General features: G+C 69.0%; 15 protein-coding genes. 10 read left to right on the top strand and 5 right to left on the bottom strand.

Features of this window, described 5'->3' with window-relative positions:
• Positions 1-23: 23 nt before the first annotated feature.
• Positions 24-1,220: a Gfo/Idh/MocA family protein gene (locus tag HMPREF2883_RS09005; protein WP_070661305.1), complete on the bottom strand. Its 1,197-nt coding sequence runs from the start codon at positions 1,218-1,220 to the stop codon at positions 24-26.
• A gap of 277 nt (positions 1,221-1,497) precedes the next feature.
• Between HMPREF2883_RS09005 and HMPREF2883_RS09000 the strand changes: the two genes are divergently transcribed.
• The gene (locus HMPREF2883_RS09000; RefSeq protein WP_070661303.1) at positions 1,498-2,577 is read left to right on the top strand and encodes a LacI family DNA-binding transcriptional regulator; all 1,080 of its coding nucleotides are present in this window, start codon (positions 1,498-1,500) and stop codon (positions 2,575-2,577) included.
• A gap of 80 nt (positions 2,578-2,657) precedes the next feature.
• The gene (locus tag HMPREF2883_RS08995) at positions 2,658-3,620 is read left to right on the top strand and encodes an aldose 1-epimerase family protein (protein WP_070661300.1); all 963 of its coding nucleotides are present in this window, start codon (positions 2,658-2,660) and stop codon (positions 3,618-3,620) included.
• Between the two features lie 768 nt (positions 3,621-4,388).
• On the opposite strand, the gene iolG is transcribed toward HMPREF2883_RS08995, so the two are convergent.
• From iolG to HMPREF2883_RS08980, 3 genes are all read right to left on the bottom strand, one after another.
• Positions 4,389-5,378, bottom strand: a complete 990-nt coding sequence (gene iolG / locus HMPREF2883_RS08990; protein WP_070661297.1) for an inositol 2-dehydrogenase — start codon at positions 5,376-5,378, stop codon at positions 4,389-4,391.
• A gap of 188 nt (positions 5,379-5,566) precedes the next feature.
• Positions 5,567-6,643 (bottom strand): transaldolase family protein, encoded by a 1,077-nt coding sequence (locus tag HMPREF2883_RS08985; protein WP_070661294.1) that lies wholly within the window; start codon positions 6,641-6,643, stop codon positions 5,567-5,569.
• Between the two features lie 152 nt (positions 6,644-6,795).
• On the bottom strand, positions 6,796-7,548 hold the full coding sequence (locus tag HMPREF2883_RS08980; protein ID WP_070661291.1) for a GntR family transcriptional regulator: 753 nt from the start codon (positions 7,546-7,548) through the stop codon (positions 6,796-6,798).
• A 252-nt stretch (positions 7,549-7,800) separates the two neighbouring features.
• On the opposite strand from HMPREF2883_RS08980, the gene iolC reads away from it, so the two are divergent.
• From iolC to HMPREF2883_RS08940, 8 genes are all read left to right on the top strand, one after another.
• Entirely contained in the window at positions 7,801-8,838 is a 1,038-nt protein-coding gene (gene iolC / locus HMPREF2883_RS08975; RefSeq protein WP_070661288.1) for a 5-dehydro-2-deoxygluconokinase, read from the top strand.
• A gap of 10 nt (positions 8,839-8,848) precedes the next feature.
• A complete protein-coding gene (locus HMPREF2883_RS08970) occupies positions 8,849-9,763 on the top strand; it encodes a Cgl0159 family (beta/alpha)8-fold protein (protein WP_070661285.1) in 915 nt (304 codons plus the stop codon).
• A gap of 125 nt (positions 9,764-9,888) precedes the next feature.
• Positions 9,889-10,803, top strand: a complete 915-nt coding sequence (gene iolB, locus HMPREF2883_RS08965; protein WP_070661282.1) for a 5-deoxy-glucuronate isomerase — start codon at positions 9,889-9,891, stop codon at positions 10,801-10,803.
• A gap of 53 nt (positions 10,804-10,856) precedes the next feature.
• Entirely contained in the window at positions 10,857-12,764 is a 1,908-nt protein-coding gene (iolD, locus tag HMPREF2883_RS08960) for a 3D-(3,5/4)-trihydroxycyclohexane-1,2-dione acylhydrolase (decyclizing) (protein ID WP_070661279.1), read from the top strand.
• 290 nt (positions 12,765-13,054) lie between these two features.
• Positions 13,055-14,548 carry a CoA-acylating methylmalonate-semialdehyde dehydrogenase gene (locus tag HMPREF2883_RS08955; protein WP_070661276.1) on the top strand — a complete coding sequence of 498 codons (1,494 nt, stop codon included), beginning with the start codon at positions 13,055-13,057 and terminating at the stop codon, positions 14,546-14,548.
• A 519-nt stretch (positions 14,549-15,067) separates the two neighbouring features.
• Entirely contained in the window at positions 15,068-16,684 is a 1,617-nt protein-coding gene (locus HMPREF2883_RS08950; RefSeq protein ID WP_070661273.1) for an MFS transporter, read from the top strand.
• A gap of 181 nt (positions 16,685-16,865) precedes the next feature.
• Complete coding sequence (locus HMPREF2883_RS08945) at positions 16,866-18,143, top strand: MFS transporter (RefSeq protein WP_070661271.1); 1,278 nt, start codon at positions 16,866-16,868, stop codon at positions 18,141-18,143.
• Positions 18,144-18,300: 157 nt separating this feature from the next.
• The gene (locus tag HMPREF2883_RS08940; protein ID WP_070661268.1) at positions 18,301-19,467 is read left to right on the top strand and encodes a zinc-binding dehydrogenase; all 1,167 of its coding nucleotides are present in this window, start codon (positions 18,301-18,303) and stop codon (positions 19,465-19,467) included.
• A gap of 545 nt (positions 19,468-20,012) precedes the next feature.
• Here HMPREF2883_RS08940 and HMPREF2883_RS08935 read toward each other — a convergent pair.
• On the bottom strand, positions 20,013-20,282 hold the full coding sequence (locus HMPREF2883_RS08935) for a hypothetical protein (RefSeq protein WP_070661265.1): 270 nt from the start codon (positions 20,280-20,282) through the stop codon (positions 20,013-20,015).
• Positions 20,283-20,650: the final 368 nt, after the last annotated feature.

The raw sequence follows: 20,650 nt of genomic DNA, 5'->3' as shown, positions 1-20,650 counted from the left end.
AGAAAAGTGAGGTGTGAGACGGCTCAGGCGTCGAAGGTGGTGCGTCCCTCGACGCGGGGGACCTCGTGCCACTGGCCGTCGGCCGCTGAGGCGACGACGGCCTCGTCGACCTCCGCGGCGCACCAGGCGTCGGCGGCCGAGGGGGCCACCTGCTTGCCGGTGAGGATCGACTCGATGAACTGCGCGGCCTCAATGGCCTTCATGTCGTCAAAGCCCATGGAGGTGCCGATGGCGGGCTGGAAGCGCTGCCACTGACCCCACTGGGGGCCGGCCATGGCGCGGGTGTAGCCGTGGGAGGCACCGCCGTCGAGCACGGGGCAGATCTCCAGCTCGTTGAGGCGCTCGAAGTTCCAGCGGGCCGAGCCCTTCGTACCGTAGACCTCGACGACGTACTCGGCGCGCGGTCCCACGCTGACGCGGGAGGACTCCATGGTGCCCACGGTGCCGTTCTCGAAGCGCACGAGCATGGAGACGTAGTCCTCGTTCTCCACCGGGCCGACCTCGTCTCCGATCTCGAAGCCCGAGTGGCCGATGCCCATCTTGGTGGGGATGGGGCGCTCGGTGATGAAGGTGTCGGTGATCGCGGTGACCGAGGCGATGCGCCCCACGATGTACTGGGCCAGGTCCGCCCCGTGGCTCATGAGATCGGGCACAACGCCGGCCCCGGCCTTCTCCTTCGAGGCCCGCCAGGTCAGGGGCCCCATGGGGGAGGAGTTGTAGTCGGCGATGAACCACACGCGCACGTTCGTGATCCGGCCCAGCTCGCCTCCGCGCACCAGGGAGCGCAGGTACTCGATGGCCGGGGTATGGCGGTAGTTGAAGCCGACGGCGGTGACGAGGTCCGCCTTCTCGGCGGCCTGGGCGATCTGCCGGGACTGCTCGGCGCTGACCCCCATGGGCTTCTCGATCCAGAAGGGTTTGCCGGCCTCGACGGCCGCCAGGGCCATCTCGTGGTGGAGGAAGTTGGGGGCACAGATGGAGACGGCCTCCACCTCGGGGTCGGCCAGCAGGTCGCGGTAGTCGGCGTAGGCGCGCTCGAAGCTCAGGTTGTCCACTGCCTCCTGGCGCACCTCGTCCACGGGGTCCGCGGCCGCGACCAGGCGCGGAGCCACGCCCAGCTCGGGGAAGCGCTCAGCGATGGCACGGTAGCTGCGGGCATGAAGCCGTCCCATCCACCCCAGGGAGATGACTCCGATACCCAGTACTTTCTTGTCGGTCATTACGGTCCTTTCCGACGACACTGTCGGCTGCTGCGTGTGTGGAGGTGTGTCCGGAAGCCCCGGGATACACTCGTCGCTAATGACGTCACAGGAAGATAGCAGAGCAACTTTGTCCTGACAAGAGGAGGTGAGGTCAGATGACCGCAGTGGCCGGGTCTACATGCTCACCGGTGTGGTCGGATAGGATGCGCTCAACCGGTGTCCAAGGATGGACTCCGGCTCCCGCGGATCATACCGGTCCGTGAGGCACAACGGTGTGGAAAGGGAGACGTCTGCCGTGAAAGGAGCTCGAGGACGAGGCGGGCGGGTCACGATCAGGACTGTCGCCGAGCGCGCCGGCCGCTCCATCTCCACCGTATCGGCGGCTCTCAACGGCTCCGACGGCGTCGCCGAGAAGACCCGTGGCGAGATCCTGAGCATCGCCACCGAGCTCGGCTACCAGGCGGATCCGCGTGCCCAGTTCCTGCGCCGCAGCCACACCGGGCTCATCGGCGCCAGCTTCGCCATCGGGCAGGCCTACCAGGGGCTCATCGTGGACGGGCTCTTCCAGGCGGCCTCCGCCCTGGATCACGCGCTGGTGCTGGCCACCTCCACCCCGCACCGCGATGTGGCCGACGGGCTGCGCTCGCTGCTGCTCCAGCGCTGCGAGGGCCTCATCCTGGTCGACCCCGACCTCTCCGTGGGCGCCCTGGCCGGAATCGCGGACCGTCCCCCGGCGGTCCTCATCGGCACCAGTACCGATCTGGGGGACGTTGATGAGGTCCACTCCCGTGACGACGTCGGCTTCCAGCTGCTCGTCGATCACCTGGTCGACACCGGGCGCCGTCGCATCACCCATGTGGACGGCGGAGGAGAGACCGCCGCAGGGCGACGGATTGAGCGCTTCGGTCAGGCCATGGAGCGGCGCGGGCTGACGGACAGTGCCCGGGTGGTGCCCGGGGGAGGCGACGAGGACAGCGGGGCCAGGGCGGTCCACCGCCTCATCGAGGCCGACGAGCTGCCCGAGGCGCTCCTGTGCTTCAACGACCACTGCGCCGTCGGAGCCCTCATGGAGCTGCGCCGCCAGGGGCTGAGGGTGCCGCAGGACCTGGCCGTCACCGGTTACGACGACATCCCGGTCACGGCGGCCTCGGCCTTCTCCCTGACCACGGTGCGCCAGAACGCCGGCCTCATCGCCGAGGTCGCGGTACGGGCGCTGCTGGCCCGGATGCACCCGGACCAGGACGGCCATATCCCGGCGGAGGTCGCCGGTGAGGACCGGCCTCTGGGAGGCCGTCTCTACCGGGTGGTCCCCGAGCTTGTCGTCCGCGACACAACGGCCCCGCCGGGCGAGCGCCGGGACACGGCCCGGGCCTGATGCGGCGCGAGGCCTACGGTGAACCTCACCGAGGAAGCCACAACCGAGGGGCGCACGCCCCGCACACTGGGACAGGAACCATGATTAACGGAGAACTCATCGACCTGGTCGCCGGCGACTACGAGGCGCGTATCGCCTCGTCGGGCGCCATGCTCGTCCACCTGCGCCGCCAGGGGCGTGACCTCATCATGCCCTTCGACGCCGAGGCGACGCTGCCCGCCGGCTGGCAGGGCAAGACCCTGCTGCCGTGGGCCAACCGCATCGCCGGGTCCCGCTACGATTACGCGGGCACCGAGTTCCTCGTGGGCTGCAACGAGCCGGCCAGCGGCTCGGCCCTCCACGGCCTGGCCGGTTGGATGGATTGGCAGGTCGCTGATGACGACCCCTCCGGCCCCGACGACGGCGCCCCCCGCCGCCGGGTCGTCCTGGAGCTGAGCCTGCTGGCCTCCTACGGCTACCCCTGGAGCCTGGAGGCCAGTGCCTGCTTCGAGCTCGACGCCGAGCGCGGGCTGAGCGTCACGGTGACTGCCACCAACGTCGGTGCGGCCCGGCCCGCCCCGCCGGTGCCCGGTGCGCCGGAGGTCGAGGGTGAGCCCGCCCCCGCTCCCTACGGCGTGTCCTGCCACCCCTACCTGACGCGCTCGGTGCCCCTGGACGACTGCGTCCTGACGATCCCGGCTGCCGAGGTCCTCGACGTCGACGAGCACATGGCGCCCACGCGCCGGCGCAGCGTGGAGGGCACCGACTGGGACTGGCGGGGCGGTCGGCTCGTCGGGGCCATCCAGACGGATAACGCCTACACCGCCCTGCCCGGGGGCACCTGGGAGGTGAGCCTGCGCGGCGGGCAGGGCAACCGCGCCGTCGTCATGAGCTCGGACGTCCCCTGGGTGCAGGCCTACACCGCCGATGAGCTCTCCCGGCCCGGCGTGGCCATTGAGCCCATGACCTGCCCGCCCAACGCCTTCAACAGCGGGGAGGACCTCATCGCCCTGGCAGTGGGGCAGTCCCACTCCTTCACCTACCGCCTCTACGAGCAGGACTGAGCACGCAAGCGTTCTGGGCCGAGGACGCCTTGTCTCTCCTCACGTCTGAGGCGCTCGCTCAGGTGGGAGCGCGGGGCCGGGACGGTTGTCCCGGAGCTGACGGCGGGCCGAAGGGGTCTGGTGGGGTTGGGGGTGTCCATGGTGCTGACATCAACCCCGCGCCGCCGCCGCACGCCGAGGAGAAATCGCAGTATTCCAACGATCTCCGCTGGGCGCGTCGACGTCGGGCTCGTTAATGTCAGCGCTGTGGACACTGGGCTGCCGGCGCGGGGCCTTGGCGGTCGTGCCGAACGCTCTCACCCCGATGCTGGCTTCACCTTCCCCAGCCAGACCTCTTCCGACTCCCGTCCGGGGGCCGGTGGCGCCGACGCACACCGGCTCCGGCCTGCACCCGCCCTGAGCCGGTCTACTCCACGAGGGTCGGGATCTACTGGTCGGGGGTTGTGCGTACTGCACGAAGGCCCCACCTACCTGGAGTGCCCCCGACCCTCCTCCAGTGGATCCCGACCCTCGTGCAGTACAGGCCGGGCGCCAGTCCAGCGACTGTGAGCAGCCGAACCAGCCCGGCCAGCACGGTGAGCAACGGTCATCGGGCCCGCCGCGCCGGTGTCGTGAGGTGTCATGGCCCCGAGGCTCTCGGAGACCATGAGACAACACAGCGGCCTGCCGGGCCCGCAACGGCCCTGCAGGCGCTGAGAACGCAGGTGGGTGTCGTCGAGGCGGAATGCTCGACGACGCCCACCGCGTGTCAGAGTGGTGAACCGGCGCTCAACTCAGGCGCACCGGCTGCCCGGAGTGGGCCGACTCCGTGGCGGCCTCGGCCAGGCGCAGAGCCGCGATGGCGTCCCCGATACCGGTGGGAGGCGTGGTGCCGGCCTCGACGGCCTCGATGAAGGCGCTCAGCTCGATGCGGTAGGCGTCGGCGTAGCGCTCCAGGAAGAAGTCGAGGTAGGGCTCCTGGGCGTCGGTGACCTCGCTGTTGGACAGGCGCACCGTGGTGGCGCGGATGTTCTCGGCGAACAGGGCGCCCTCGCGGCCCGAGGCCTCGAGGCGCTGGTCGTAGCCGGAGGAGCAGTGACGGTTGTTGATGATCGTGGCCACGGCGCCCGAGGCGGCCTTGAGGGTGACGACGGCGGCGTCGAAGTCGCCGGTGTCCTTCAGGGCCGGGTCGAGGTTCTGCCCGGCGGCGTAGACCTCCTCGATCTCACCCAGGAAGAAGCGGGCGGTGTCGAAGTCGTGAATGGTCATGTCGCGGAAGATGCCGCCGGAGACCTTGATGTACTCCGCAGGCGGGGCCGCCGGGTCGCGGCTGATAATGGTCAGCTGCTCGATGTCACCGATCTTGCCGGCCTCGACCGCGGCGCGGGCGGCAGCGAAGCTGGGGTCGAAACGGCGGTTGAAGCCGAACATGACGGGGACCTTGACGGCGTCGAGCTCGGCCTGGGCGGCCTCGACGTCCTTCATGTCCAGGGCGATCGGCTTCTCGCACAGCACCGCCTTGCCCGCCTTGGCGGCGGCCAGCAGGTGGGGGATGTGCAGCGGCGTGGGGGAGCCGACGATGACGGCGTCGATCTCGGGGTCGGCGAAGACCTCCTCGGCGTCCTTGCAGGACCGGGCGCCGTAGGTGGCGGCGAGCTTCTCGGCCGCGTCCTCGAAGGGGTCGCAGACCAGGGCGAGCTCGGCCTGGGGGTGGGCGGCGATGGTCTTGGCGTGGACGTGGCCGATGCGGCCGGCGCCGATGACGGCGATGGAGAGCATCCTTGCTCCTTCTGCGTGTGAGTGGGGGTGTGAATCGGTGTCTGAACTGCGGAAAGTGGTGGGGTGGGCGGCTCGACAACGCGGAACGTGTAGACGTGTCCGAACATGCCGTGGACCCGCCCGGCGGCGGGTGCCGCCGCGGGCGTCCGGGCCCCCACCGGGACCCGGACGGGCCTGAGCGGAGCCGATCAGGGCTGGGGCATGATGACGTCGCGCACCAGGGCGTCCAGGTCGGCGTCGGCCTGGAGGAAGCCGCGCAGGGTGCGGCGGGTCGCACCGAAGGTGTCGAACTCCTCGGGCGTCATGCCATCGGGCTCGTAGGCGCGTACGAACTCCGGGATCGACAGGAGCGTCTCCATGATCTCAGGGGCCACGGGCTCGTTGATGCGCTCGACGACCTTGTAGCCGGAGTCGTTGATGAGCTTCTGCCAGGCGAAGGGCGGGGAGACGACCAGGTCGCCGCCGACCAGCTCGGACCACTGCAGCACGTTGCGGAAGGCGGCCGACAGCACGCGGGCGCGCAGGCCGCGGGCCTGGAACTCCTGGTAGGCGCGCTTGAGGGCGGCCACGCCACCCCACTCCAGGTGGCCGGGGTCGATGAAGAGCTTGTCCCGCTTGGCCACGATCTTGAGCCAGTCGTCCAGGCGGCCGCCCATGAGGGTGACGACCGGGCCCATGGTGGAGACGTCCTTGCCCTCGGCCTCGCGGCGCTTGAGACCGCGCTCGATGGCCTCACCGGTGGCCACGGCCTGGGGCACGGAGAAGGAGACGGTGACGTTGACCGACACGCCCCGGTAGGTGGCGTCCTCAATGGCCTTGACGCCCACCGAGGTGGCGGGGATCTTGACGATGATGTTCTTGGCCAGGTTGGAGAACTCCTCGGCCTGGTCGGCCAGGGCCTTGGCGCTGCGGACCAGGCGCGGGTCGGTCTGCATCGACAGGCGGCCGTTGCGCCCCTTGTGCTCCTCGAAGATGGGCTCGAGCAGCTTGGCGGCCTCGACGCTCATCTCTCGCACGACCTGCCAGCCAATCTCGGACTCGGTGGCCTCGGGCATCTCCTCAGCCAGCTCGGCGATGCGGGGGAGCCACACGTCCTTGCGCTGGTTGATGCAGGTGTAGGCGATGGTGGGGTTGCAGGTGGCGCCCACACCGCCGAAGGAGATGGACTGACGCAGCTCGTCGGGGTCGGCCGAGTCGTTCCACAGTGCGGTGGGCGTGTTACGGGCGGCGTCGAGGAGGGGGCCGGGGGTGTAGTCGATGCTCATCGGTTCTGTGCTCTCTTTCGGGTTCATCCGCGCAGGCGTCCTTGCAGCCGCGGTCCGGTAGCCCCTATTGAAGTGTGCTCGACGGCATCTGTCAATAAAATGTCAGGACAAAGATTCCTGGGAACGGTGGTGACCCCGTGCCGGGGCGAGGGCTAGCTGGAGAACAGCGAGGTCTCGAAGGTGTAGCGCGAGGCGCGGTAGATGTGCTGCCCGTACTCGATGACGCGGCCCGACTGGTCGTAGGTGATACGGGTGGCGGTCATGAGGGCGGCGCGGCGTCGCTCGTGGAGGAGCTCGGCCTCGCGGGCGGTGGCGTTGCGGGCCCCGATGGTCTGCTTGGCCGTGGTGGGGACGGCGTCCTGGGCGCGCAGCAGGTCGTAAAGGCCCCCGGACTCCAGCTCCTCGCGGGTGGGGGCGATGGTCGCCGGCATGAGGTTGGACAGCACTGCGATCGGCTCGCCGTCGGCACAGCGAATGCGGGTGCAGGTCACGACAGCGGTGCCCTCCTCGACCTCGAGGTGCTCGGCGTCGTCGGCGTCGGCCTCGTGCTCGACGTAGTCCAGCACGCTCGTGGAGGTCGTGTGGCCGGCCGCGGACAGGTCCGACAGCAGGCTGGTCAGCTGCATCGGTCGGTGGACGTGCATGGGCGAGACGATCGTGCCCACGCCCCGACGGCGCTTGACCAGGCCGCGGTCCACCAGGTACTGAAGGGCCTGGCGTGCCGTGGGGCGGGAGACCTTCAGTCGCTTGGCCATCGAGAGCTCGTCCTCCAGGCGGCTGCCGGCAGGCAGTGTGCCGTCAAGGATGAGTGCGGCCAGCGGCTCGGAAATTTGCGTGTGCAGCGGCGTCTTGGAATCGCGGTCGATCGTGATGTCGAGGGCGAAAGGGGCTGGTGAATCGGGCATGAGGTGAGCCTGTGTCGGACGTGATAATGCCTTGAGCATACGGATGCTGTGTGCCGATGTCACGTACTGTCGTCATCCTGGCGCCGATCTGCGGAGGGGTGGGCCCTCAAATGTTCTGACAAATGCTTGACCTGGAGCGGTCCTGTGGGGCAGGCTTCGCAGTGACGTCCGACGCAGACCGCACTCCCGCAGGCCTGCAGGCCCCAAGGATGTGGAGACGCGATCACCGTGACGACAGCAACGACAGCAACGATGGCAACGACTAAGACGTCTGAGGCGGTTGCGCCCGAGAGCCTGCCCGCAGACGCCGGAGACACCGATCGGCTCGACGTGCTCACCATCGGGCGCTGCGGCATCGACATCTACCCCCTCCAGGTCGGCGTCGGGCTGGAGGACGTGGAGAGCTTCGGCAAGTTCCTGGGCGGCAGCCCCACCAACGTGGCCGTCGCCGCCGCCCGCTACGGGCACCGCTCCGCCGTCGTCACCGGCGTGGGCAACGACCCCTTCGGGCGCTTCGTGCACACCGAGATGCGCCGCCTGGGGGTCGACGACCGCCACGTCGTGACCAAGGCCGCCTACAACACCCCGGTCACCTTCTGCGAGATCTTCCCGCCGGACAACTTCCCCCTCTACTTCTACCGCGAGCCCTCGGCCCCCGACCTGGAGCTGACCTGGGAGGGCCTGCCGCTGGAGGCCATTCGCGACGCCTCCATCTTCTGGATCTCGGTGACCGGACTGAGCAAGGAGCCCTCGCGCTCGGCCCACCACGCCGCCCTGGGCACCCGCGACCGGCGGCGCTTCACGATCGCCGACCTCGACTACCGCCCCATGTTCTGGAAGGACAAGGAGACGGCCCACCGGGAGGTCGCCAAGATCCTGCCCAAGGTCACCGTCGCCATCGGCAACCGGGAGGAGTGCGAGGTCGCCGTCGGCGAGCGCGACCCCGAGCGGGCCGCCGACGCCCTCCTGGAGACCGGCGTCGAGCTGGCCATCGTCAAGCAGGGCCTGGAGGGGACGCTGGCCAAGACCCGCACCGAACGGGTGGAGATGCCCGTGACCTCGGTGGAGACGAAGAACGGCCTGGGAGCCGGGGACGCCTTCGGCGGGGCCATCTGCCATGGCCTGCTGTCGGGCTGGTCCCTGGAGAAGACCATCTTCGCCGCCTCCACCGCAGGAGCGATCGTCTCCTCGCGACTGGAGTGCTCCACCGCCATGCCCACCGAGCCCGAGCTGCTCGAGCTCATGCGTGCCCGCCGCGACGAGGTCGCTCCGGGGCTGACGGACCTGTGAGGAGCCCCCGATGAGCGCAACACCCACCTCTGCCGCCTCCACCTCAGGGCCGCGGCCGCTGACCGACGCCGTCACCGAGATCCGAGCCACTAACCCCGGCCGTATCCGTCAAGCCCTGGCCCAGCGTCCCCGCGCCGACCTGGCCGGGGCCGGGCGCCTCATGGTCATCGCCTGCGACCACCCGGCCCGTGGAGCCCTGGGAGCGGGGGCGAGGCCACTGGCGATGGCCGACCGCGAGGACCTCCTCCAGCGCTGTATGACGGCCCTGTCCCGCTCCGGCGTCAACGGGTTCCTGGGAACCGCCGAGATCATCGAGGACCTGACCCTCCTGGGCGCCCTGGACGGCAAGTTCGTGTGGGGCTCCATGAACCGGGTCGGCCTCCAGGGGGCCTCCTTCGAGATGGACGACCGCTTCGGCGCCTACGACGCCCTGGGCATCGAGGCCTCCCACCTCGACGGCGGCAAGATGCTCACCCGCATCAACTACGCCGACCCCGCCAGCGCTACCACCCTCGAGGCCAGCGCCAAGGCCATCGACTCCCTGTCCCAGCGTGGCCTGAACGCGATGATCGAGCCCTTCATCTCACGGTGGGAGGATGGCCGGATCGTCAACGACCTCAGCGAGGAGGCCGTCATCCGCTCGATCTGCATCGCCCAGGCGCTGGGGCGCAGTTCGGCGCACACCTGGCTCAAGCTGCCCTGCGTCAGCGATCCCGCCTCGATGCGACGCGTCATGGCCTCCACCTCCCTGCCCAGCCTCATCCTGGGCGGCGAGGTCTCCACCGACCCCGAGGCCACCCGCGCCTCCTGGGCGGCGGCCCTGGAGCTGCCCAATGTCAGGGGACTGGTCGTGGGCCGCTCCCTGCTCTACCCGGGCAATGACGACGTTGAGGCCGCCGTCGACGCCGCCGTCGCCCTGCTGTGAGCACCTGATACGCCCGCAAGCGAACCGACCGCCCCGGCCCGCAACCGCCGTCAATCGGCCCCGGCCGGGCCACCCCATACGAGACAATCCCCACGAGTACCACCAGGAGCTGAAGGAGCATCACCATGGGCCACACCGACCGCACCGCCCCGTCCGAGGCGTCGGACCAGTCCCGCTACGTCATCCGCGCCGGCGAGCTCGCCCACGACAGCTACGAGCTGGACCTCACCCCGGAGCGGGCCGGCTGGGAGTGGTCCTCCCTGCGAGTGGTGGAGCTCGCCCCCGGGAAGCCCCTGACCGTGCCCGCCGGCGAGCACGAGTACCTCGTCCTGCCCCTGTCGGGGGGCTGCACCGTCCAGGCCGGCGGTGAGCGCTTCGAGGTGGCCGGACGCGAGTCGATCTTCACTGACATCACCGACTACGTCTACGTCCCCCGCCGCACCGAGGTGACCCTCACCAGCGCCGACGGCGCCCGCATCGCCCTGCCCGGGGCCAAGGCCACCACCGACAAGCCGCTGCGCTACTGCCCGCGCTCCGAGGTCGGAACCGGTCTGCGGGGGGCCGGCCCCTCCTCGCGCCAGGTCAACAACTACGCCCTGGGCAACGACGTCGAGACCTCCCACCTGCTGGCCTGCGAGGTCCTGACCCCCGGAGGCAACTGGTCCTCCTACCCGCCCCACAAGCACGACGAGCACACCGAGGTCGAGCGGGTCCTGGAGGAGATCTACTACTACCAGGTCCGCGCCGGTGAGGGCGACGCCGAGGGCTTCGCGCTCCAGCGCATCTACCCCTCGCCCGGCCACGACATCGACGTGTGCACCGAGGTGCGCGGCGGCGACGTCGTCGTCATGCCATACGGCTACCACGGCCCCTCCGTGGCCGCCCCCGGCTACGACCTCTACTACCTCAACGTCATGGCCGGCCCCGCCGAGGACTCCGTGTGGCTCATGACCGACGACCCCCACCACACCTGGGTGCGCCAGACCTGGGAGGACCAGGAGGTCGACCCGCGCCTGCCCATGACCCCCATGAACGACTAGCCGATCCGCCTTTCGACCGCCCCACCACCTGAGAAGAGCAGAGAAGAACCACGATGAGCAACGAAGCCTACGCCGGCACGATCCGCCTGACGGTCGCCCAGGCCACCATCCGTTTCCTGTCCAACCAGTACTCCGAGCGCGACGGCGTCGAGCAGCGCCTCATCGCCGGGGCCTTCGGGATCTTCGGCCACGGCAACGTGGCCGGCATCGGCCAGGCCCTCCTGCAGAACGAGATCGCCCGCGCCGACGGCGAGCAGGAGATGCCCTACATCATGCCCCGCAACGAGCAGGGGCAGGTGCACGCGGCCGCCGCCTTCGCCAAGACCACCAACCGCCTCCAGACCTACATGTGCACGGCCTCCATCGGCCCGGGCTCCCTCAACATGGTCACCGGGGCCGCCCTGGCCACCACCAACCGCCTGCCGGTGCTGCTCTTCCCCTCCGACCAGTTCGCCACCCGCGTCCCCGACCCCGTGCTCCAGCAGCTGGAGGACCCCACCAGCCTGGACGTCTCGGTCAACGACGCCTTCCGGCCCGTCTCGCGCTTCTTCGACCGCATCAACCGGCCCGAGCAGCTCATCCCCTCGCTGCTCAACGCCATGCGCGTACTCACCGACCCCGCCGAGACCGGCGCGGTCACCATCGCCATGCCCCAGGACGTCCAGGCCGAGGTCTTCGACTGGCCCGTGGAGCTGTTCGGCAAGCGCGTGTGGCACGTGCGCCGCCCGGTGCCCGAGCCCGCCGCCCTTCAGCGCGCCGTCGCCCTCATCAAGGCCGCCAAGCGGCCCCTCATCATCGCCGGCGGCGGCACCATCTACGCCGGCGCCAGCGAGGAGCTGCGCGCCCTGGCCACCGCCACCGGCATCCCGGTGGGCGACACCCAGGCCGGCAAGGGCGCCATCAACTTCGACCACCCCAGCGCCGTGGGCGGCGTGGGCTCCACCGGCTGCGACTCCGGCAACCACATCGCCGACAAGGCCGACCTCATCATCGGCGTGGGCACCCGCTACTCCGACTTCACCACGGCCTCCAAGACCCAGTTCAAGAACCCCGACGTGAAGTTCGTGAACATCAACGTCACCCCCTTCGACGCCGCCAAGGAGAGCGCCGAGATGGTGGTGGCCGACGCCCGCGAGGCCCTGGCCGCCCTGACCGAGGCGCTCGCGGACTACCACGTCGAGGCGGCCTACTCCGAGGAGATCACCGCGGAGAAGGAGGCCTGGCTCAAGGCCACCGAGCGCTGCTACCACCTGGACCACGGGCCCCTGCCCGCCCAGACCGAGGTCTTCGGCGCCCTCAACGAGCTCATGGGGGAGGAGGACGTGGTCATCAACGCCGCCGGCTCCATGCCCGGTGACCTCCAGGCCCTGTGGCAGGCCCGCAGTCCGCTGCAGTACCACGTGGAGTACGCCTTCTCCTGCATGGGCTACGAGGTGCCCGCCGCCATGGGTGTCAAGCTCGCCCGCCCCGAGGCTGAGGTGGTCGCCATCGTGGGTGACGGCACCTACCAGATGCTCCCCATGGAGCTGGCCACCGTGGTCCAGGAGAACATCAAGGTCATCTACGTCCTGCTGCAGAACTACGGCTTCTGCTCCATCGGTGCCCTCTCGGAGTCCCACGGCTCCCAGCGCTTCGGCACCAAGTACCGCAGGCGCGGCGAGGGCAGCCACCTGGCCGACGAGCAGGTCATCGACGGCGTCGACATCGCCGCCAACGCCCGCTCCTGGGGTCTGGACGTCCTCGAGGTCCACACCATCGCCGAGTTCAAGGAGGCTTACCGCCAGGCCGAGGCCTCCGACCGTCCCACGATGATCCACATCGAGACCGACCTCTACGGCCCCAACCCGCCTGGGTCGAGTTGGTGGGACGTGCCGGTCTCGGGTGTCTCCGAGCTGGAGTCCACGCAGCGCGCCTACGAGGAGTACCTGCGTGACCGCAAGCCTCAGCGTCACTACCTGTAAGGCCACTACCTGGAGGGATCGCAGGTAGGCCGCGGTCAACGGCGCGCTCCCCTCCGGGGCGGGCGCCCCTTGACCACGGCCCAGCGGGACGCCAGGATCACGATGTGGTCAACGCCCCCATTATGTTCTGACAAAATCGCACCGTTGGCCGTCTAGGACGTTAGGCTGGGGGCACATGCAAGGCGCTGGGCGCCCGGCCGGTCCGTCGCTGAGACCTTGGTCTAAGTCCGGCCCTACCCACCCCATAGGCGGGGCGGGTCCGCGAAACCGACAATCAGGAGTCGATAACGATGAGAACCATTGCGCACTGGGTTGACGGAAAGTACTACGAGGGAAACCCGATCGGCCGCTTCGCCGTCGAGAACCCGGGAACCGGTGAGGTCGAGGCCGAGCTGCTCCAGGCCTCCGACGCCGACCTCGACCACGCCGTCGAGGTGGCCCGCCGCGCCCAGAAGGAGTGGGCGAAGGTCTCGCTGGCCAAGCGCACCGCCATCATGTTCCGCATGCGCCAGCTGGTCCTGGACCACTCCGACGAGATGGCCAAGATGATCGTGGCCGAGCACGGCAAGAACTACTCCGACGCCATCGGTGAGATCCAGCGCGGGCGCGAGACCCTCGACTTCGCCACAGCCATCAACCTGGCCCTCAAGGGCGAGCACTCCTTCGACATCTCCACCGGCGTGGACATCCACACCCTGCGCCAGCCGGTCGGCGTCGTCGCCGGCATCTGCCCCTTCAACTTCCCGGCCATGGTGCCCATGTGGATGCACCCCATCGCCATCGCCACCGGCAACGCCTTCATCCTCAAGCCGGCCTCGGCCACGCCGTCGGCGGCACTGCTGACGGCCGAGCTCTACAAGGAGGCCGGCCTGCCCGACGGCGTCTTCAACGTCGTCTCCGGCAACCGCACCATGGTCTCCAAGGTCCTTGAGCACCCCGGCATCGACGCGATCTCCTTCGTGGGCTCCACCCCGGTGGCCCACATCGTCCAGAACACCGGCATCACCCACGGCAAGCGCGTCCAGGCCCTGGGCGGGGCGAACAACCACGCCATCGTCATGCCCGACTCCGACCTGGACTTCGCCGCCCAGCACATCTCCGCTGCCGCCTTCGGGGCCGCCGGCGAGCGCTGCATGGCCCTGCCCGTCGTCGTGGCCGTGGGCGGCTGCGGACCGGACCTGGCCCGCCGCGTCAAGGCCCACGCCGAGAAGATCAAGGTCGGCTACGGCATGGACGAGGGTGTTGAGATGGGTCCGGTCATCGACGCCAAGTCCAAGGAGTTCATCACCGGACTCATCGACGACGCCGAGGCCAAGGGCGCCGAGGTCGTCCTCGACGGCCGCTCCCTGGTCATCCCCGGACACGAGAAGGGCCACTTCCTCGGCCCGACCATCGTCGACAACGTCCCCCTGGAGTCCTCGCTCTACACCGAGGAGGTCTTCGGGCCGGTGCTCGCCATCGTCCACGCCGACACCTATGAGGAGGCCATCAAGCAGGTCAATTCCTCGCCCTTCGGCAACGGCGCGGCCATCTTCACCAACGACGGCGGCGTGGCCCGTCGCTTCGAGCTCGACGTCGAGGCCGGCATGGTGGGCATCAATGTGCCGATCCCAACACCGGTGGCCTACTACTCCTTCGGCGGATGGAAGGAGTCGCTCCTGGGCGACACCCACATCCACGGCCCCGAGGGCGTGCGGTTCTACACCCGCGCCAAGGCCGTGACCACCCGCTGGCCCTCGGAGAAGACCTACGCCGCCACCATGTCCTTCCAGCGCGAGGAGTAGGCCTGGCGGCTCCGCCGCCCATCGCTGCGGACGCACCGTAGACCTCAAGGACGGATCCTTCAGGATGAGTTCGCGAGCCCTATGGTGCGTCCGTGCCTTGATGGGGTAAGGAGCGCCCTACTTCCAGAGCCCTGTCACCGGGTGCCGGCGGAGCGTGGACGCCTGCTGGGGGCCTTGAGGCTGCTGCGTGCTCGCAGGCGTTCAGGTGGTGTCATCGGGAGAGTGGTGACTGAAGTCGCCCGCCATATTCGTCCTGGTGGGCCTGCGCCTCATCCCCGCGGATGATGACTTTTCGGTGGCAGAACAGCATATTCCCGGGGTGTCGTCCAAGGGTCTGAAAATGCCTGACGTCACCACTTCCCCAGAGGCTATTGTCATGACATTATGTGTATGTCGACGTGGATGTCGGTGCCGCCCCTGCGCTGCGGGGCGGTGACCGGCGGACCGGACAACCGCTCCACCCAGCAGCGCTCTCTTTCGCCTCCGCCAACGATGGCGGACGACCCAAGGAGTTCCTTCATGTCCACATCGCCCACTTCTGCGGCGCAGTACACGCCGGAGAGGATCCAGGAGCTGGTTGACCAGACCCCCGCGTCGGGTCCGAAGCGCTCGCTGGGACTCATCGCCCTGGTCGCCACCCTCGGCTCGCTGCTCTTCGGCTATGACACCGGAGTGATCTCGGCCGCGCTGCCGTACATGTATCTGCCGCACGACGCCAGTGGCCTTCAGATCAACTCACTGGAGGAGGGTCTCGTAGGGACCTTCCTGTGCCTGGGTGCCGCGCTGGGGGCCTCAGTCGGCGGCAAGCTCTCCGACAAGTACGGGCGTCGTCACAACATCACGCTCCTGGCAGCGGTCTTCTTCTTCGGCGCGCTGGGGTGCACCTTCTCCCCGAACATCTGGGTCCTCTATTTCTTCCGCATCGTCCTGGGCTTCGCCGTCGGTGGCGCCTCGGCGACGGTTCCGGTCTTCCTCGGTGAGACGGCTCCCAAGCGCATCCGTGGAACGCTCGTGGCCGTGGACCAGATGATGATCGTCTTCGGTCAGTTCCTCGCCTTCTCGATGAACGCGGTCCTGACCCAGATCCACGGCGGACCGGAGGTCACGGTCGCCAACGACGTCGTCAACAGCTCCGGTGAGGTTGTCGCCAAGGCTGGCGAGACCGTTTCCTGGGAGTCGGTCCAGCACCTGGCCAACGTCGTCGTCGAGTCCGGTAACGGCACGACCTGGCGCTACATGCTTGTGCTGGCCTCACTGCCGGCCATAGCGCTGTGGATCGGCATCCGCCTCATGCCGGAGTCCTCACGCTGGTACGTCGCCAACCTGCGCATCGCCGAGGCCATCGGCTCCCTCAAACGGGTGCGTGACGAGTCCAAGGATGGCTCCATCGCCGACGAGGTCGACGAGATGCTCGAGGTCCAGCGCAAGGAGGCCGGCCAGGAGAAGTGGGGCCTGGCGCAGATCATGGGCGTCAAGTGGACCCGGCACCTGCTCATCATCGGCATCATCCTGGGCCTGGCCGACCAGCTCACCGGCATCAACACGGCCATGTACTACACGCCCAAGGTGCTCTCCGCGGCCGGCCTGCCCATGAGCGACGCGATCTCCCTCAATGTCGTCTCCGGATTCATCTCCTTCGTGGGGTCGGCCGTGGGGCTGTGGCTGGTCACCAAGTTCGCCCGGCGGCACGTGGGCATCTACCAGGAGGCCAGCATCGTGGTCTCACTGGGTCTCCTGGCCGCGGTCTTCTTCTTCCTCATCCAGCCCTACCAGGACGCCGACGGCAACATCAAGGGTGCCCCCGCCTTCGCCCCTTACCTGGTGCTGCTCATCGTCTCCCTGTTCGTCTTCGCCAAGCAGTCCGGAACGGTCACCTGGGTCCTCGTGGCGGAGATCTTCCCCGCCAAGGTTCGCGGCACGGCCATGGGGCTGGCGGTCGGCGCTCTGTGGATCGCCAACGCGATCGTCGCCCTGGTCTTCCCCATCATGATGGAGAAGCTCGGGGGAGCGGGCACCTACCTCATCTTCTGCCTCATCAACGTGTTCTCCCTCGTCTTCTACATGAAGTACGTGCCCGAGACGAAGTACCACTCCCTGGAGGAGCTCGAGGAGCGCTTCGAGAAGGAGTACAGCTGAGGCCTTGGAGTGAGAGGCTGCGGCAGTGGCTGGTGGAGCCGAACCGAACGGATTGAATCGACTGTCAGGCTCTGACGCACTGTTGCAGTTCCCCTCCCGGCCTTTCCCTGATCAGGCAACTCCCCTTCCCAACTGAGCCCAACACATTTCTGCCGCCCATGACGTACACGGTGACCGGTCCATGAACCCGCATCCGCCGCGCAGCGCGCCACCCGCTCCGCTCCGCCTCAGCCTGTACGCCTGGGCGGCAGGCCTGTTCCTCGGCGCCCTGGAAGGGGTGCTGGCCATCGGGGTCGCCGGCGCGCGTGGCAGCGCTCTGCCCCTGGTCGGCGCCGTTGCTGCGGCGATGGTGCTGGGGACCGTCACCGGCCGCCCTCTTGCCCGGTACCTGGGGCGACGGCGAATGGGACTGCTCATGGGCGCTCTGGCAGTGCTGGGCGCCGGGGTCGCAGCCGGGCTCGGCGGCGTCGGCCTGATCGGGGCGGGCCTGGTGGGCCTAGCGGTGGGCGGGGTGCTCGTCGTGGCGCCACTGGTCTGCCACGAGCTCTCCCTGAGGGGGCACAAGCGACTCATGCCGCAGGCCATGGCCCTCGGCCCGGCCGGGGCCGGCGTCGTGGTTCTGGCGGCCTGGTGGAGTCCCTCGCGGCTCCTCATCGCCTGGGTGGTGGTCGCCGTCGCCTCGCTGGCGTACCTGGTCTGCGCCCTGCTCCTGCCCGAGAGCCCGGTCTGGATGGTGCGGCAGGGACGCGACGTCGAGGCCTTCGAGGCGCTGCGCCGCCTGCACGGGACCCTGGAGGCCTCCGTGGCCATCGACTGGACCCGCCTGGATGCGGAGATGATGGCCGAGCAGCAGGCCATGTCTCCCAGCGAGCTGCGGGTGCCCGAGGTGCGTGCCGCCGTGCTCACTGGCGCCGTCCTCATCATCGCCCAGGAGGCGCCCCTGGGGGCGGCGGCCCTGGTCCTCGCCCCGCTGATCGCCACCGATCTCGGGCTCGCACCCGCTGCGATCGCCATAAGCGCCGCGACCTGGATAGGGCTGGCACTCCTCGCCCTGGCGCTGGTGACCCGGGTCGAGCAGCTGCGCTTCCTGCGGGTGGTGCTGGGGGCGGTCGTCGCCGTCCTGGGGGCCACCTTCCTGGTGACCGGCATGACTCTCGGGGGCGTGGGCGGCGCCCGGACGATCATCGTCTCCCTGACGATCCTGGTCGCCAGCCAGTCGGTGCTGGTCCTGCCGGCCTGTCAGGGGGCGATCGACCCGCGGATCCCGCCCTGGCTGGTGGAGGCGCAGCGGCGCGCCTCGGCGACCGGAGGGGGCCTGGCGCGTGCCGGAGTCCTCCTGGCCTCACTGCTCATCGTGAGCTGCCTTGGGACCCGCGCCCTGTTCTGGGTGGTCTTCACGCTGTCGGTGCTCAGCGTCGCCGTCGTGCTCCTGCGCCTGCCGCGCGAGCTGAAAGTCTAGGGGTGTGCGAGCGCGGGGCGTCTCTGAGGGCAGCGTCAGCGCATCCGACTTCAGGCCTATGATTTGTCAGGACAAATATCGTATGGTGGGGGCGTGGCCTTGAGGAGGCCACTCGGCGGCCCGACGTCGTCGACACCTGACAGAGAGGCACCTGAGCATGACGAGCAATGAGGCGGTCCAGGCCTCACAGACAACCGTGTCCATCCCTGAGACCATGAAGGCCGCGGTCCTGCGGGACCACGAGGTCGGCCTGCAGATCGAGACCCTGCGCACCCCCCGGCCCAAGGCAGGCGAGGTCCTCATCAAGGTGGCCGCCTGCGGGCTGTGCCACTCCGACCTCCACGTCATCGGCGGCGCCATTGCCTTCCCTCTGCCGGCGGTGCTCGGCCACGAGGTCTCCGGCACCATCGTGGAGCTCGGCCCCGGCAACGAGCACACCGGCTTGACGGTCGGGCAGAAGGTGGCCGGCGGCTTCCTCATGCCCTGCGGCCAGTGCGACGCCTGCGCCTCGGGGCGCGACGAGCTGTGTGGCCCCTTCTTCGACCTCAACCGCCTCAAGGGTGTCCTCTACGACGGCACCACCCGCCTGGCGACCCTCGACGGCGAGCCGGTGGCCATGTACTCCATGGGCGGTCTGGCCGAGTATGCGGTCATCCCCTCCACCGCCGTGGCCCCCGTACCCGACACCATCGACATGGTGCCGGCGGCCATCCTGGGCTGCGCCGCCATGACCGGTTACGGGGCCGTGCGCCGCGGCGCCGACCTGCGCTACGGGGAGACCGTCGCCGTGGTCGCCACCGGCGGCGTGGGCACCAACATCGTCCAGATCGCCCGGGCCTTCGGCGCCAGCCAGGTCATCGCCATCGACGTCGATGACGACAAGCTCGCCCCCATGCTCGACTACGGGGCCACGGCCGTGGTCAACTCCGTCACCCAGGACGCCCGCGAGGAGGTCTTCCGGCTTACCGGCGGCAAGGGTGTGGACGTCTCCTTCGAGGCGCTGGGTATCCCCGCCACCTGGACCACCGCCCTGGACGTGCTGGCCGACGGTGGCCGCATGGTGCCGATCGGCCTGGGGGCCGGCGTGCAGACCGCCGGGGTGGAGATCAACCGTACGGTGCGCCGCTCGCAGTCGATCCTCGGCTCCTACGGGGCGCGCACCCGCCAGGACCTGCCGGCCGTCGTCGACCTGGCCGACAAGGGCGTCATCAACTACCGCGATGTCGTCTCGCGCCGTCTGCCCCTGGAGGAGGCCGGCGCCGGCTACACCGCGCTGCGCAACCGCGAGATCCAGGGGCGCGCCGTCGTCGACATGTCGCTGTGATCCCAGGCGGTCAGCCCCAGTTGTCGGGGCTTGACCGCGCCCCCTCATCCTCGCGCCTCCTGCTCGGGCCCTGCCGGCTTGAGCAGGAGGCGCAATGCTACTCCGAGCCGAGGTCGGACATGCTCCGTGTCCAAATCGGTGACAAAGGAGCCCGTGGTCCGATCGGACCGTCGACGGAACCGCGGAATCATGCGGTTTCTTATTGGCGCTGTGAGCCTGGGGCCCTCCTTTGTATCCGATTTGGACATCGTGGCCGCTTTTACATCGTTCGGGAGGGTGATGTCCGCTGCGGGGAGGGATGCGCCGGCAGTGAGTGGGGCCGGCACGAGAGTTGGTTCCGTCTGCGTTGCGGGGAGGGGTAGGTATGAGAAGAGGGGCGCCGCCTGTGCGGTGCCCCTCGGTGTGCCATGGCTGCGCGGGCTTCCTTGGCCGCGCAGCCTCGTTTTTTCTGTGCCCTTGCTGGGCTGGGTCCGGGTCCTGCGTTGCTTGTGGTGCGTGGTCCGGATCCGGTGGAGCTCCAGTGAGCTCGTTGGAATCGTCTACGCTCAGCGGGCCTCGAGGAGGTTGATGCCGGTGTAGATGCCCACGCCCATGGTGATCGCGGCCAGGACGGAGGAAGCGAACATGAGGGTCGGGATGCCGGTGACGGCGCCGACAACGGCCATGACCATGACGGCGACCATGACGGCGATCATGGCGACGGTGAAGGTGAGGCGGTTGGCGTCGGTCTGCGTGCCGGTGGTCGCCTGGGTAGCGGTGGTGGAAGCGGCGGTCTCGACGGTCTGGGTGGGGCGCTCGGTGGTGGTGGCGGTCATGTGAGTGTTCCTCTCGGTGCGTGTCGAGCAGGTCCGCCTGACCGTGAGTCGTGCGTCCCTGCACGACGGTGTGCAGCCCGTGGGCTGGACGGAGGTTTCTCCGTCACGTAGAACTCTAGGAAGCCGCCACCTAATTGTCTAGACAAAGGATCGTGACGTGTGTTGCGCCGATGGATCGTGGAACACAGGGCGTCGCGGGGAGAGGGGGGCGCATTTAGAGGGGCGTGTCCGAACGCGGCGTCATGGAGGGGATTCCCCGTCCTGGTAGGGCGTTGAGGATACCAACGTCACGCTGGTTTTGATACGGGAGCGCGACCTGTGCGGCAGGAGTGCGGCATCAACCGCTGGTCTAGTCATTCTGTGGTGGC

Source organism: Actinomyces sp. HMSC075C01, assembly GCF_001812965.1.
GTDB classification, from domain to species: Bacteria; Actinomycetota; Actinomycetes; order Actinomycetales; family Actinomycetaceae; genus Actinomyces; species Actinomyces acetigenes.
Note: the sequence above shows the minus strand (reverse complement) of the source record. Positions and strands in the feature narration are given on the sequence as shown.

Bases quoted from the DNA above. Each gene is read 5' to 3' on its own strand.
- HMPREF2883_RS09005 (WP_070661305.1), bottom strand. From the start codon at position 1,220: ATGACCGACAAGAAAGTACTGGGTATCGGAGTCATCTCCCTGGGGTGG.
- HMPREF2883_RS08995 (WP_070661300.1), top strand. From the start codon at position 2,658: ATGATTAACGGAGAACTCATCGACCTGGTCGCCGGCGACTACGAGGCG.
- iolD (WP_070661279.1), top strand. From the start codon at position 10,857: ATGAGCAACGAAGCCTACGCCGGCACGATCCGCCTGACGGTCGCCCAG.
- HMPREF2883_RS08945 (WP_070661271.1), top strand. From the start codon at position 16,866: ATGAACCCGCATCCGCCGCGCAGCGCGCCACCCGCTCCGCTCCGCCTC.
- HMPREF2883_RS08955 (WP_070661276.1), top strand. From the start codon at position 13,055: ATGAGAACCATTGCGCACTGGGTTGACGGAAAGTACTACGAGGGAAAC.
- HMPREF2883_RS08985 (WP_070661294.1), bottom strand. From the start codon at position 6,643: ATGAGCATCGACTACACCCCCGGCCCCCTCCTCGACGCCGCCCGTAAC.
- iolB (WP_070661282.1), top strand. From the start codon at position 9,889: ATGGGCCACACCGACCGCACCGCCCCGTCCGAGGCGTCGGACCAGTCC.
- HMPREF2883_RS08950 (WP_070661273.1), top strand. From the start codon at position 15,068: ATGTCCACATCGCCCACTTCTGCGGCGCAGTACACGCCGGAGAGGATC.
- iolC (WP_070661288.1), top strand. From the start codon at position 7,801: ATGGCAACGACTAAGACGTCTGAGGCGGTTGCGCCCGAGAGCCTGCCC.
- HMPREF2883_RS08940 (WP_070661268.1), top strand. From the start codon at position 18,301: ATGACGAGCAATGAGGCGGTCCAGGCCTCACAGACAACCGTGTCCATC.
- HMPREF2883_RS08970 (WP_070661285.1), top strand. From the start codon at position 8,849: ATGAGCGCAACACCCACCTCTGCCGCCTCCACCTCAGGGCCGCGGCCG.
- HMPREF2883_RS08980 (WP_070661291.1), bottom strand. From the start codon at position 7,548: ATGCCCGATTCACCAGCCCCTTTCGCCCTCGACATCACGATCGACCGC.
- iolG (WP_070661297.1), bottom strand. From the start codon at position 5,378: ATGCTCTCCATCGCCGTCATCGGCGCCGGCCGCATCGGCCACGTCCAC.
- HMPREF2883_RS08935 (WP_070661265.1), bottom strand. From the start codon at position 20,282: ATGACCGCCACCACCACCGAGCGCCCCACCCAGACCGTCGAGACCGCC.